The 12,913-nt window shown below is 53.8% G+C and carries 12 protein-coding genes; all 12 read left to right on the top strand.

Features of this window, described 5'->3' with window-relative positions; genetic code table 11:
• Window positions 1-4 precede the first annotated feature (4 nt).
• The 12 genes from PLA01S_RS27005 (at window position 5) to PLA01S_RS26950 (ending at window position 12,878) form a co-directional block, all read left to right on the top strand.
• Window positions 5-985, top strand: a complete 981-nt coding sequence (locus tag PLA01S_RS27005) for an aldo/keto reductase (protein ID WP_127594882.1) — start codon at window positions 5-7, stop codon at window positions 983-985.
• A 76-nt stretch (window positions 986-1,061) separates the two neighbouring features.
• Complete coding sequence (locus PLA01S_RS27000) at window positions 1,062-2,402, top strand: LLM class flavin-dependent oxidoreductase (RefSeq protein ID WP_127594879.1); 1,341 nt, start codon at window positions 1,062-1,064, stop codon at window positions 2,400-2,402.
• A gap of 5 nt (window positions 2,403-2,407) precedes the next feature.
• Window positions 2,408-3,184: an ABC transporter permease gene (locus PLA01S_RS26995; protein ID WP_127594877.1), complete on the top strand. Its 777-nt coding sequence runs from the start codon at window positions 2,408-2,410 to the stop codon at window positions 3,182-3,184.
• Between the two features lie 40 nt (window positions 3,185-3,224).
• Window positions 3,225-4,241: an ABC transporter substrate-binding protein gene (locus tag PLA01S_RS26990; RefSeq protein ID WP_127594875.1), complete on the top strand. Its 1,017-nt coding sequence runs from the start codon at window positions 3,225-3,227 to the stop codon at window positions 4,239-4,241.
• A gap of 21 nt (window positions 4,242-4,262) precedes the next feature.
• Window positions 4,263-5,036 (top strand): ABC transporter ATP-binding protein, encoded by a 774-nt coding sequence (locus tag PLA01S_RS26985; RefSeq protein WP_127594873.1) that lies wholly within the window; start codon window positions 4,263-4,265, stop codon window positions 5,034-5,036.
• Window positions 5,037-5,070: 34 nt separating this feature from the next.
• The gene (locus PLA01S_RS26980; protein WP_127594871.1) at window positions 5,071-5,916 is read left to right on the top strand and encodes a sulfurtransferase; all 846 of its coding nucleotides are present in this window, start codon (window positions 5,071-5,073) and stop codon (window positions 5,914-5,916) included.
• 195 nt (window positions 5,917-6,111) lie between these two features.
• Entirely contained in the window at window positions 6,112-6,969 is an 858-nt protein-coding gene (locus tag PLA01S_RS26975; protein WP_127594869.1) for an AraC family transcriptional regulator, read from the top strand.
• Between the two features lie 290 nt (window positions 6,970-7,259).
• Window positions 7,260-8,030, top strand: coding sequence for a beta-glucanase (gene bglS, locus PLA01S_RS26970; RefSeq protein ID WP_127594867.1), 771 nt, complete (start codon window positions 7,260-7,262; stop codon window positions 8,028-8,030).
• A gap of 225 nt (window positions 8,031-8,255) precedes the next feature.
• The gene (locus PLA01S_RS26965; RefSeq protein WP_127594865.1) at window positions 8,256-9,134 is read left to right on the top strand and encodes an AraC family transcriptional regulator; all 879 of its coding nucleotides are present in this window, start codon (window positions 8,256-8,258) and stop codon (window positions 9,132-9,134) included.
• 172 nt (window positions 9,135-9,306) lie between these two features.
• On the top strand, window positions 9,307-10,221 hold the full coding sequence (locus tag PLA01S_RS26960; protein WP_371860462.1) for an ABC transporter permease: 915 nt from the start codon (window positions 9,307-9,309) through the stop codon (window positions 10,219-10,221).
• Between the two features lie 22 nt (window positions 10,222-10,243).
• A complete protein-coding gene (locus tag PLA01S_RS26955) occupies window positions 10,244-11,137 on the top strand; it encodes a carbohydrate ABC transporter permease (RefSeq protein ID WP_127594861.1) in 894 nt (297 codons plus the stop codon).
• Window positions 11,138-11,210: 73 nt separating this feature from the next.
• The gene (locus PLA01S_RS26950) at window positions 11,211-12,878 is read left to right on the top strand and encodes an extracellular solute-binding protein (protein ID WP_127594859.1); all 1,668 of its coding nucleotides are present in this window, start codon (window positions 11,211-11,213) and stop codon (window positions 12,876-12,878) included.
• Window positions 12,879-12,913: the final 35 nt, after the last annotated feature.

Here is a 12,913-nt window from a genome sequence, read left to right as displayed (position 1 = left end):
ATGTATGAAGTATAGAGCACTAGGCAGAACGGGAGTTCAAGTGTCGGAGGTGAGTCTCGGGACGATGGCGTTCGGGCGCTGGATCGATGAGAGGGCTTCGGCCGCCGTATTGGATCAGGCGCTTGCTTCCGGAATCAATCTGATCGATACAGCTGACGTGTACGGTACGGGCATGGATAACGGGAACGTAAACCAGCTAGGGGAATCGGAAGAAATTTTGGGCAGGCTGCTGAAGGGGCGAAGACAGGATATTCTCTTGGCTACGAAGCTGCATAACCGGATCGGACCCGGCATCAATGACCAAGGCCAAAGCCGCTATCATATTTATCGCGCGCTGGAGAACAGCCTTGCTCGGCTCCAGACGGATTATATCGATCTTTATCAAGTGCACCGGTTTGATGAGTTTACCCCGCTGGACGAGACGCTTGAGGCACTTACGGATCTTGTGCGTCAGGGCAAAATCCGCTATATCGGCTGCTCGAACTACGCGGCTTGGCAGCTGGCTAAAGCTCATGGCATCAGTGCGCTGCATGGCCTTCGTCGATTCGAGAGCGTGCAGCCGGAATACAGCCTCATTACGAGGGATATCGAACGCGAATTAATTCCCTTTGCCCAGTCCGAGGAGGTTGGGGTTATCGTGTACAGCCCGCTCGGCCGGGGCATATTGTCCGGGAAGTACCGGGCGGGCGAAGCTCCCCCATCGGACTCGCGCCTGGCTGCAGGTGAACAGCGATTGCAATTGCTGCTGAACCAGCGGCATGCGCTCTCCATTGTGGAAGGGATCCGGCCGCTGGCCGAGCAGCGGGGATGGACGCTTCCGCAGTTCGCCCTGAACTGGGTGCTCAGCCGCCCGGGCATCACGTCAGCCATTGTCGGGGCATCCAAGCCCGAGCATATCGCGGAAACATTGAAGCATTCGGATGAGCGGCTGACAGAGGAAGAACTGCAGGAGATCGACCGCTTAACGGAGGAACTCCGCGGATAAAGCGGATATATAGGTGACATACCCATACAGCACGATATCAACTATAACTAATATGGATCAGGAAGGTGACACAACCATGAGTTCAAAACGTCGTCAATTGCATCTTGGATTGTTTTTATTCGGGACAGGCTATCATCCAGCGGGCTGGAGACTGCCCGAAGGCAAGACGGACGGGGCTTACGATCCCCAGTTCCTGAAGGAGGTCGCCCAGAAGCTTGAGAAGGCCAAGTTCGATTTCTTTTTCCTGGGGGACCGATTGGCCACGAGCGCGGATATGCAGCATTTATTCCCTTCCCAAATGACGCGGCTGGAGCCGTTCACCATGCTGTCCTACCTGGCAGCGGCAACGGATAAAATCGGTTTGATCGGCACGGTGAACACCACCTATGCCGAGCCTTACAACATCGCACGCTTCACGGCATCGCTGGATCATCTCAGCCGGGGCCGGGCTTCATGGAATGTCGTAACAGGCTCCGATACGCGGGCTGCTCTGAATTTCAGCCGGGAGAAGCATTGGGATAACGCCAAGCGGTACGACTATGCCGAGGAATTCATCGAAATTGTCAGCGGACTGTGGGACACCTGGGAGGATGACTCCCTTCCGCGTGACAAGGCAAGCGGCATGTTCGCAGATGGCAGCAAGGTGCACGCCCTGAACCATGTCGGCGAGCACTTCTCCGTCGCCGGTCCGCTGAACATTCTGCGCCCGATACAGGGGCAGCTTCCGCTGATCACGGCAGGAACCTCCCTGCGCAGCCAAATGCTGGCGGCCCAATATTCCGATATGGTCTTCACCGGAACGAACGTGAAAGAAGTCGCCGTGAAATTTTACAAGGAAGTGAAAGGCCGCCTGCCGGAGTATGGAAGGGAAGCTTCGGATTTGAAGGTCCTCCCCGGGCTGGTTCCGATCGTGGGCCGGACGGAGGAAGAAGCACGGGCCAAATATGCGGAGCTGAATGAGCTGGTCGTTACGGATTACGACCTGGGACCGCTGTCCGATAAGATCGGAATCGACCTGAGGGGATATTCGCTGGAGGATCCGCTGCCTGACCTATCCGCTTCGGAAACCGCGCTGCACTGGGCCGGCTTGGCCAGAGGGGCCAACGGACGAGAAGATATTACGATCAGGGACCTGTTCTATTTCTTCACCGTCACGGTCCGCGGGCATCTGCTCGTGGTCGGCAGCACGCAGCAGGTGGCGGATATCATCGAAGAGTGGTTCCGGGATGAAGCTGCAGACGGATTCAATGTGTGCCCGCCTTATATGCCGGGTGGACTGGATTTGTTCCTGGAGTTGGTTGTCCCCGAGCTTCAGCGTCGGGGCTTGTTCCGTACCGAATATGAAGGCAGCACCTTCCGGGAGCATTTGGGACTGAGCCGCCCGGGGAACCGCTATGATCTGATTGCGAAGGGGTGAGCCTGATGGGAACGAGGAAAGCCAAGAAATTCCGCGGCATCTGGGCGGGGCAGGCGGTTTTGCTGCTGATTATACTGGGCATCTGCGAGCTTCTGGTTCGTACGGAAACCGTCAGCAGCCTGTACCTGCCCGCACCTTCCCAGGTATTCCTAGAGCTGTTCAAACTGTTCGGTGACGGGGAGATCTGGAAGCATCTGTATGTCACCCTGGGCGAATTCGTTGCGGGCTACGGCATTGCCGCCCTTGGCGGTTTGGCCGTCGGCATGGCTCTGGTGCTGATCCCTTGGGCGGAGCAGTTCTTCCGGCCGTATCTCTCGGCGCTGATGGCGATTCCGAAAGTCACGATTGTGCCGCTGCTTGCGCTTTGGCTCGGGATCGGGGTCACGCATAAAATATCGATTGTGTTCCTGTTCTGTTTCTTTACGATCACGGTCAATACGATGACCGGAATTAAACAGACGGCGGACAACCATCTGAAGGTCGCCCAAGTTTTCGAGGCCACGCGGTACCAGACCATCATGAAAGTGATTTTGCCATCGGCTTCGCCAACCATTTTTGCGGGTCTGCGTTTATCGGCTGCAACCGGACTGGTCGGGGCTCTGTTCGGGGAGATGCTGGCGTCGAAGGATGGCCTTGGGAATATTCTCGTGAAGGCGACATCGCTGTATAATACCGCGCAGGCCTTTGCTATCGTAGCGCTGGTTACCGTGGTATCCGTACTTATTATTTCATTCATCGATTTGTTGGAACGCAATGTGTTTTTGAAATGGAAATCATCATAGTTCATCAGAAAAAGCTTCACTTACAGGGGGAGAGATCCATATGAACAGAAGAGGAATACGTCCATACCTTATAGCGCTTGCGGCGATATGGCTGATCGCCATGACGGCCGGCTGCGCAAGCGGTCAAGATAACGGCAAGGGAGCGGCACCGTCCGCCGGGGACGGAGAGAGCGCGGCAGGCGCCAAGCTGGAGAAGATCCGGTACGCGCCGCTTAGCGGGGTCAGTGGACTGGCGGTGTCCTTCGGGGCGGAGAAGGGATTCTTTGAGGAGGAAGGACTCGACGTCGAATTTATCACCACCAAGGATCCGATAGCCGGTCTGACCAGCAAGGACATTGACGTGGTCGACGTGGCCACGACGACGGCGATTGTGGCTGCGGGCAAGGGCGCTCCCGTCAAAATCGTCTCCTCCATGTTCCGGACCAAGGGGCCGTTCTACCTGATCGCCTCGCCGGAGATCCAGAAGGTGGAAGACCTGAAGGGCAAGAAGGTGGGCATCGCCGTGTTCGGCAGCGGCCTGGAGGTATATACGCAGGTCATCCTGAAGGAGCACGGATTGAGTCCGGACGATGTGACCTTCATTGCCAACAGCACGCATCAGGCGGCTTACGCGAGTCTGGAAACCGGACAGGTCGACGCCACCATCATTCATGAACCGTTCGCTTCTCTCGCGGAGAAACAGGGAAAAGGCCATATCATCGCTACAGGCTGGGATTACCTGCCGACCTTCCACACCGGGGTGCTGGCGGCGCGCGACGGTATTCTGGAAGAGAAACCGGAATTGGTCGAGAAGCTGCTGCGGGCTTATTTCAAATCTCAGGAATATGCGAAGAGCCATCCGGACGAGTTTAAGACTTACTATCTGAACAATATCGAGATCGATCCCGTGGTGCTGGATCTGGCGCTGGAGCGCGAAGAGGTGCTGTGGGAGAACAATCCGGACGTGGACATCAACGCGTTGAATGATACCCAGCAGATTCAGAAGGAGCTGGGCTTCCAGGATGAGATCTATAAGGTGGAGGACATCCTGGACCTCAGGTTTATTCCGAAAAAATAAAGTGTGACAGGAGGCGTTCCTATGTCCGGCTTTACGGTTGAAAATGTCTCGAAGGTCTATGACGGCGATCTTCCTACGATCACGCTTCAACATATAAATTTGCAGGTCCGGGACGGCGAATTCCTGTGCATCCTTGGGCCGAGCGGCTGCGGGAAAAGCACGCTGCTCGAACTGCTGGCGGGGTTGCAGCTCCCGACGGAAGGCGAGATTTTGCTGGATGGCGCGAAGGTTAAGGGACCCACCCGGAGCTCGGGGGTTGTATTTCAGGATGCATCCCTGTACCCATGGCGGACGATTTCACAGAACGTGGGTCTCGGGCTGGAGCTGGGCGGCATGAAAAAGACGGAGCGGCAAACGCTCGTAGACAAATATCTGAATATGGTCGGTCTGCAGGGATTCGGCTCGAAATATCCCCATCATCTGTCGGGAGGCATGCGGCAGCGCGCAGGGATCGCAAGGGCGCTCGTGAGCAGTCCGAACATCCTCCTGATGGACGAGCCGTTCGGCGCGGTGGACCATCTTACCCGGCTTCAGCTTCAGCAGGATCTGCTCCGCATATGGCAGGAGGAGAAGAAGACGGTGGTGTTTGTGACCCATGACGTATCCGAAGCCGTCTTTCTCGCAGACCGGGTCGTCCTGCTGTCCCCGCGCCCCGGGCGCATTCACCATATTTTCGACGTTCCTCATGAGCGTCCGCGCAAGCGGGAGGATGCCAGCCTCCTGAAGATTCAGAACGACATCTACTCTGCGATTTATGATGTAAAGACGGAAGCGGATTTGGAATTTAGGATTTAATCAGCGGCTTGAAATCAGAAGGGACGTGGAACTCATGTCAAGTAATATCGTAAGCAAGGAATGGGTGCTGGAACAGCTGCAGTCGAATCCGGGTCAGCTTGTCATTGCGGATGTCCGATTCAGCCCGGGCGATCCGGGTTACGGCTTTGAGGCTTACCAGCGTGAGCATGTTCCCGGTGCCGTATTCGTTGATTTGAAAAAGGATCTGATGGATCCTCCAGGCGAGCACGGCGGCCGGAGTCCCTTACCGCATCTGGAGGAGCTGGCCCGGCGACTCGGCAAGTTCGGGATCGATGCGAGTACGCCCGTTGTTGTCTATGACGATGACCTTCGCCCGGAAGGGGCGCGGTTATGGTGGATTTTGAAATACCTGGGCCATGGGTCGGCATATATATTGGATGGAGGATTCGCAAGCTGGAAGTCAGCCGGATATCCGCTTACATCGAAGAAGAGCGAGGTAACTCCGCGTGTATTCCAGGCAAGTGTCCAGGAGGATTGGCTGGCTGATGTGAACGAGGTGAGGGCAAAGCTTGGCGCAGCCGGCGTGACCCTGCTCGATTCAAGGGACTGGAAGCAGTTCACGGGAGAAACGGCGCCGCTGGATCCGGTGGCCGGACATATTCCGGGAGCGGTGCACGCCTTTTGGAAGGACGGGATGGATGAGGACGGGACATGGAAGGGAGCAGAGCGGCAGCGGGAACGTTTTGCCGGAATATCTCCCGAGGATGAAGTGATTGTGTATTGCGGCTCCGGGCTGTCCGCGTGCCCGAACGTGCTGGCTTTGCAGGAAGCCGGATACCGTAAGGTGAAGCTGTATGCAGGCAGCTGGAGCGACTGGATCAGCTATAAGGACAATCCGGTGTCGATTGGGAACGTGTAAAGCTGAGGAGCCTGCGTCTCACGCAGGGCAACATCAATCTAGATAACATACGGAAGGTTTGTCGACCAGAACACTGGAGGCACAGTCATGGGGCTGTGTCTTTTTGTTGTTTTTTTACCTGATGAAGGCAGGCGTAACATGCCAGGGTTCCACGGTAGCTGGAAACATTCTTTTTTTGTGAGGGAGGGATATCATGTGAAGGAGTTTGCCTTTGAGTATGCCGAAATGAAGTACTGCATACCGTCGGATATGGAAAGAAAGGGAGGAATCTGGATTCTCCGTACAGGCCGCAGCATGGCGAAACCCCATTATTACGTGGGCCCCAAAGTATCCGAAAACTATTCGCTGCATTTTGTTCTAAGCGGAAAGATCTCACTGGCTTACGGGGATGAGGAGGTCACTTTGTCGGAAGGGGACGTCTTTTGCCTGTTTCCTCATACGAGGTTCAGTTACTGGGAACCGAATCGCCATTCGGAGCCGTCGCTGCGTACGCAGTGGGTCGTCCTGGATGGAGAATTAACTGACAGTGCATTGAGCCGGATCGGGTTACATCCGGGCCAGCCCTTTATGTTTGCCGTGATGAAGGGGGAGCTGCAGGCGGTGTTGAATCAAATATTCGGGTGTGTGGATGACGATACCATTGGCAACGAATTTGGACGACAGAAATGGTTATATCAGCTGTTTGAACTGCTGGCTGCCGCCACGGTCAAAAGAGGGAGTAAATCGAACTGGCTCGAGCAAAGCGTTCATTATATGGATTCCCATTACATGGAGGGGATCACGGTCACGGATGTTGTCGAGTATGCTGGCGTACACCGGACGCATCTGTATTGTGAATTTATTCGGGCGTATGGCATCAGTCCGAGTCATTATTTAATGAAGCTGCGGATGGAGCGGGCAGCGGTGCTGCTGACCGAAACCGATGTGTCCGTGACGGAGGCTGCTTTTTCGCTGGGATATTCCAACCTCCACACGTTTTCGAGAGCATTCGCTAAGTATTACCGCATATCGCCTACCTCGTATCGGCAGCAGCGCGTGCCGGTGCCAATGTAGTTTAGTTGAGTAGGAAAGGGTATGCATAACAAGACTGTGACAGGGAAGCGTGAGACCTGTTGCAGTCTTTTTCGCTTGGATAGGCAGCAAGGGCCGTTAAATAGTGTCGTTTTATCCTTGAAATGGCTAAGATTTCCAAGTGATTTGCATGTAGGATAGAATGGATCAACGATTCTTGGTGGTCACACGGCTATGAGATGAAGGGAGGGATTGAGCGGTCAGGGGGATGAGCAGCACGGGATCTTCGAGCTTTTTTCCGTTTATTACATTTCAAGAAAGAGGTGTTATTCATGAAAAAGCTAAGTGTGTTCAGAAAGAAAATGACGACAATGCTTATGGCTGGCAGCTTGTTATGCGGATTGTTGGTACCGATTCAAGCGTCGGCTGCCGACGTTGCATTTAATGAGCCGCTGAACGGGACGAACCCTAATCTGTTTTATACTTCCGATGGATGGGCGAATGGCCCGGATTTCGGGGTGGGCTGGAAGGCGGCAAACCAGGAGTTCTCTAACGGAATTATGGCTTTACGGCTTGACAATGCGGGATGCCCTGCGAGCTGCTCGGGCAAATCCTACGCTTCCGGTGAATATGCGACACATCTGAAGTACGGCTATGGCCGGGTTGAAGCGCGTATCAAAGCGGCTAAGGGAACGGGCTTGGTGACGAGCCTCTTTACGTATTCCGGTCAAGCCACAGGCACGTCCAATGACGAAATCGATATTGAAATCCTGGGGAAGGACACCACGAAGATGGAAACGAATTATTTTACCAATGGCGTAGGCCAGCACAGCACCATCATCAATTTAGGGTTTGATGCGTCGCTCGATTTCCATAATTATGCGTTCGAATGGTCACCCTCGTCCATCAAGTGGTACGTAGACGGCCAACTGGTTCATACGGAGAATGGCTCCCGCGGGGCGCTTCCGACGAGTCCGGGCCATATCATGGTTAATCTGTGGTCAGGATCGGGACCGGCTGAGATATGGACCGGAACATTCAATTACCCGGGTTCGCCGGTACGCGCGTACTATGACTGGATCAAATTCACGCCGGCCAACTAGTTTATCGGGTATTCAGCCGATGATTTTATCAGGTATGTTGGAGTTTCTTTGATTAGCATCCGCTTATTGTTCTGGAATCATCGCACCAACATGCTGCCCCAGGTCAGAAATGACATTTGGGGCAGCTTTTTATTTACAACTATGGAATATAGATGGTAGAGTTTTTTACAAGAAATGTATGGATGCAACGCTTACAAGAAAATATCGGTTATGGAGGGATTTATCATGCCATCGATCATGCGGGAAGAAGCGATACCGAAGGAAAAAGTAATATTAGCCAAGAATTATCCGATTTTTGTCGCCGATACGATTGGCGTGACCGGCCCCTATCAGAAGCTTCATTGGCACAACGTGCTGGAGATAAATTACATTAAATCCGGTATGGGTTACTACATCATCAACGGGCAAAAATTTGAATTCCAGCAAGGGGATGTACTGCTCATCAACTCGAATGATCTTCACTGCGCTTACGAGACGAAGGATCTTGTCATGACCGTCATTTCATTTGATTCGACTTGGTTTATCCATAACCTCCGGTTCGATCCGGAGCTGTTCAGCCCGTTCCGCGAGATGGGCAAGCATTACATGAACCTGATCCCCCGCGACCATCCGGCCATGGGGAAGCTGCGTTCGCTGCTGTTTGAGCTGCAGGAGGAGCATGTGGGGGAACAGCGGTCTTACGCTACGGTAGTATACTCGCTTCTGCTCCAATTCCTGGCCACCGTAAACCGGCAGTGCCGGATCGAAGGGGAAGGCGGAAGCGAACCCAGCATCAGCGAACGGCAGCTGGAGAAAATGCGTCAAGTCATCATGGTGATGGAGCAAAATTTCGCCCACCCCTGGACGCTGGAGGAGTTGGCTTCCCTGGTCTATCTCAGTCCTTCCAGGTTCAGCGAAATATTCAAGCGTGCGGTCGGCATGCCGCCCCTCTTGTACCTGATCCACATTCGGCTGGAGCAGGCGGTCACGATGCTGGAAGGGGGCCATATGAAAGTGATGGACGTCGCCCTGGAATGCGGCTTCCGCACGCTGACCAATTTTAATCGTCTGTTCAAAAAGCACATCGGCATGACGCCGAAGGCTTCACAAAAGCAACATTCCTAAAAACCAGTGAAATAGTGCTGGTTTTTGCTTGTTTAAGCAGAGAAATGAGCCTGGTCAGGCGATACAATAAAGTGGCAAGCATCTCAAGAATATGTCAACAAACCTAACACAAAATAAAAAGGGGGAGATGCCAATGCCGCAAATCGGGATCGACAGCAGGACGGAGACGCATATGAAGAAAGGCCGCTTGCGCTGCTTTCTGAAGCAATGGGATATACAGCTGATGGTGCTTCCGGCCATGATGTTCATTCTGGTTTTCAGCTACATTCCCATGTACGGGGTACTCATGGCGTTCCAGGACTACAGTCTGTTCAAGGGCTTTCTGAACAGCCCGTGGGTCGGCTTCAAGCATTTTGAGATGTTTTTTGGGGCGCCGGAGTTCTGGACCATTATGCGGAACACTCTGGTCATCAGCCTGCTGAAGCTGTGTATCGGGTTTCCTGCCCCGATCCTGCTTGCGTTAATGCTGAATGAAGTAGGGAGGCATTCCTTCAAAAGAATCGTCCAGACGATCAGCTATCTGCCTCACTTCTTGTCGTGGGTCATCGTCTCGGGCTTTGCGATCTCCATTCTGTCCACGGACAACGGCAGTCTGAACATTCTGCTGCAGAAGCTGAGCCTGATCGATGAACCGATCAATTTTCTATCGGAGCCGAAGTACTTCTGGAGCATCCTGACGGTAACGAATGTGTGGAAGGAGATCGGTTTTTCCTCCATTGTGTATTTGGCGGCCATTGCGGGCATTAATCCCCAACTGTATGAAGCGGCTTCAATTGACGGTGCGAGCCGTCTGAAGCAGATCATCTCCATCACTATTCCGTCCATTATGCCGATCATCGTTGTGTTCTCGATTCTCGCGATCGGCAACTTCCTGAATGCCGGTTTTGAGGACATTTTGCTGCTGGCAGGCAATCCGGTATTGCGGGATGTCAGCGACGTGCTGGACACGTACGTCTACCGGATTGGCATTCAGAACAGCCGATTCTCCTACGCTACGGCGGCGGGTCTATTCAAGGCGATCATCAGCGTATTGTTGTTGGCCGGAGCCAACTACTGGGCCCGACGGTCGGGGAACAGCCTATGGTAGGGCAGAAAGGGGAGAGATGCATATGAGGCTGTCAAACGGAGATCGGGTATTCGTTGGGTTCATCTACGGCTCTTTGGCGTTGCTGGCATTTATCGCGCTGTACCCATTCTGGAACGCTGCCGTCATCTCGTTTAACTCGGGGACCGATACGATGCAGGGCGGCATTACGTTCTGGCCGCGCGAATTTACGCTGGAGGATTACCGCGTAGTGTTCAAGGACGAGCGCCTCATTGACGGGTTCGTCATCTCGGTGCTCCGTACGGTGACAGGTACTTTTCTCTCCATTGCAGCAACCGCCATATTCGCTTATGGCATATCCAAACGCGAGTTGATGGGCCGGAATTTTTATATGGTCACCTGCATCGTGACGATGTACTTCAGCGGCGGACTCATTCCGAATTATTTGCTTATTCGGGAGCTGGGCCTGATGAACTCGTTCTGGGTTATGGTCGTACCAGGCATCATCAGCGTGTGGAATATGATTATATTCCGGACGTTCTTTAAGGGCATTCCGCCCGGCCTTGAGGAGTCGGCCCATATCGACGGTTCCTCGAACTGGGGCGTATTCTTCCGAATCGTGCTTCCGCTATCGGGACCGGTCGTTGCGACGCTGTCGTTGTTCACGGCCGTGTATCATTGGAATGATTGGTTTGCGCCAAGCATTTACATATCCAACACGGATCTGCTGCCGATACAGACGAAGCTTCAGCAGATCCTCAATGCCAATATCATGATGGAACAGATGCAGAACATGGATGCCGCGGCACAGGGCCGGATGAGCGCGATGAAGGCCGTAACGACCAAGTCCTTGTCCATGGCGACCATGATGGTGGCAACCGTTCCGATCCTGTGCGTATACCCGTTCGTTCAGAAGTATTTTGTGAAGGGCGTATTAATCGGTTCTTTGAAGGAGTAATTCACCAGCCATCTTGCCAAGGGTTTGAAGCGGCAGCTTTGACCATAGATGAATCATGAAGGGAGCACTTGGAATGAAAAAAAGGGGAAAAAGGCTTCTATCTGCATGGTCAGTCACGCTTGTCATCGTCATGGCTTTAACGGGATGTTCGGGTTCGGGAGGGAATGCCGCAAGCCCGGAGAAGGAAGGCCCAAGCTCGCAAAACAATGAGAAACCAGCCGGAGAGGATAACTTTGTGCTGGGAGAGAAGCCGCTGGAATTCTCGTTCTATGGCCACTATGACTGGTATACGATGCCGGATTGGGGCGCGGATCTTGCAACCAAGTGGATCCAGGAGAACAAGAAGGTTAACGTGGTTCCGGTCAGCTCCGGCGGCGTTGCCAAGAACAAGCTCAGTACGATGATCGTGTCCGGGGAGCTGCCGGATGTCATATGGATGGAACGGGGCGCGGAGGTCGAGAAGCTGCGTGCCGAGGGCATGCTGGTGCCGTTCGACGATTATCTGGATAAATACCCAAATCTGAAAAAATGGGCCGGGGAATCCACGCTCGATCTGCTTCGCTCGCCGGACGGAAAGCTGTATCAATTCCCGAACTGGTATACAACGCAGCCGAACGGCAATGCCGGCTATCTCGTCAATAAAAAGATATACGAGGAGCTTGGATCGCCAAAACTGGAAACGCCGGATGATCTGTACGCCTATTTGAAGCAAGTGAAGGCAAAGTATCCGGATGTCGTTCCTCTGGAGGTTGGCCAATCGGCAGCGGGCGTGGACATCATGGTGTCTGCTTTTGCTGAAAACCGCCCGTATACGTTCAACAGTATGATCGCTGTACCCCAGGGGGATCAACTTGTGTCGCTGTTCACGGATCCCGTTTATCGGGAGCTGCTTCAATACATGAGCCGATTGTACCGCGAGAAACTCATTACGCAGGATGCCTTCACGCAGAAGCTGGAGCAAGTCGAGCAGAAGATTCTGAGCGGCAACGTGGCGGTTTATGTAGCCTCCAGCCCGACCGAGTTCGGTTCCAAGGGCAACAATCTGCTGAAGGCGCAGGACCCTGATGCCGGTTACATAATGATATGGCCGGTACACAAGGAAGGATTGGATCGCGACAAGATTTTCCCGGGCGATTACAAGCAGCTAGGCTGGAATGTCAGCGTCATCACGCAAGCGGCGAAAGATCCGGAAGCTATCTTTGCATTCCTGGATTGGTTCACTGGTCCCGAGGGCCAGCGGACGATCATGTGGGGACCTGAAGGCTTGTACTGGGACGGGACGGACGAAGAGGACATGCCGCTGTTCACCGATAAATTCACCAGCGATGCGAAGGGGCGCGATGAGTTGATGAACGCCACGGTGAACTTCCAGTGGAACGGCAACACGGTGTATGTCGACAATTCCAAGATGAAATTCGAATCCACGCTGCCGCCGGAGAAGCGGAACTTTGAAACGTATTGGCAATCGGAGATTACCTGGAAGACGCAGATGAACACGACGGAGTACGCCAACCTGGATCCGGCAGGCGATTCCGAGGAGGGCATAATTGCGCAGCGCGTGTTCGAAATTTATGAGCAGGCCAGAGCCAAGGCGATCAGCTCGGCCTCTTCGGATCAGGAAGTGCTCTCGCTTCTGGATAAGGCAGAGGCAGATGCGCAAAAAGCGGGTTACGACAAGCTATTACAGTACAAAACAGCAAAATGGCAGGAGAATAAGCAGAAGCTGGAAGCATCGAAATAAACGTCACGGCGAAGCCGTCCATTCCTTCAGGGGCT

The sequence above is a fragment of the Paenibacillus lautus NBRC 15380 genome (assembly GCF_004000945.1).
Lineage (GTDB): Bacteria > Bacillota > Bacilli > Paenibacillales > Paenibacillaceae > Paenibacillus_AQ > Paenibacillus_AQ lautus.
The sequence above is the reverse complement of the archived record's forward strand: the minus strand, read 5'-3'. Positions and strand labels throughout refer to the sequence as shown.

Excerpts from the sequence above, each read along its gene's own strand:
- PLA01S_RS27005 (WP_127594882.1), top strand. The coding sequence starts at position 5 with ATGAAGTATAGAGCACTAGGCAGAACGGGAGTTCAAGTGTCGGAGGTG.
- PLA01S_RS27000 (WP_127594879.1), top strand. The coding sequence starts at position 1,062 with ATGAGTTCAAAACGTCGTCAATTGCATCTTGGATTGTTTTTATTCGGG.
- PLA01S_RS26995 (WP_127594877.1), top strand. The coding sequence starts at position 2,408 with ATGGGAACGAGGAAAGCCAAGAAATTCCGCGGCATCTGGGCGGGGCAG.
- PLA01S_RS26990 (WP_127594875.1), top strand. The coding sequence starts at position 3,225 with ATGAACAGAAGAGGAATACGTCCATACCTTATAGCGCTTGCGGCGATA.
- PLA01S_RS26985 (WP_127594873.1), top strand. The coding sequence starts at position 4,263 with ATGTCCGGCTTTACGGTTGAAAATGTCTCGAAGGTCTATGACGGCGAT.
- PLA01S_RS26980 (WP_127594871.1), top strand. The coding sequence starts at position 5,071 with ATGTCAAGTAATATCGTAAGCAAGGAATGGGTGCTGGAACAGCTGCAG.
- bglS (WP_127594867.1), top strand. The coding sequence starts at position 7,260 with ATGAAAAAGCTAAGTGTGTTCAGAAAGAAAATGACGACAATGCTTATG.
- PLA01S_RS26965 (WP_127594865.1), top strand. The coding sequence starts at position 8,256 with ATGCCATCGATCATGCGGGAAGAAGCGATACCGAAGGAAAAAGTAATA.
- PLA01S_RS26960 (WP_371860462.1), top strand. The coding sequence starts at position 9,307 with ATGAAGAAAGGCCGCTTGCGCTGCTTTCTGAAGCAATGGGATATACAG.
- PLA01S_RS26955 (WP_127594861.1), top strand. The coding sequence starts at position 10,244 with ATGAGGCTGTCAAACGGAGATCGGGTATTCGTTGGGTTCATCTACGGC.
- PLA01S_RS26950 (WP_127594859.1), top strand. The coding sequence starts at position 11,211 with ATGAAAAAAAGGGGAAAAAGGCTTCTATCTGCATGGTCAGTCACGCTT.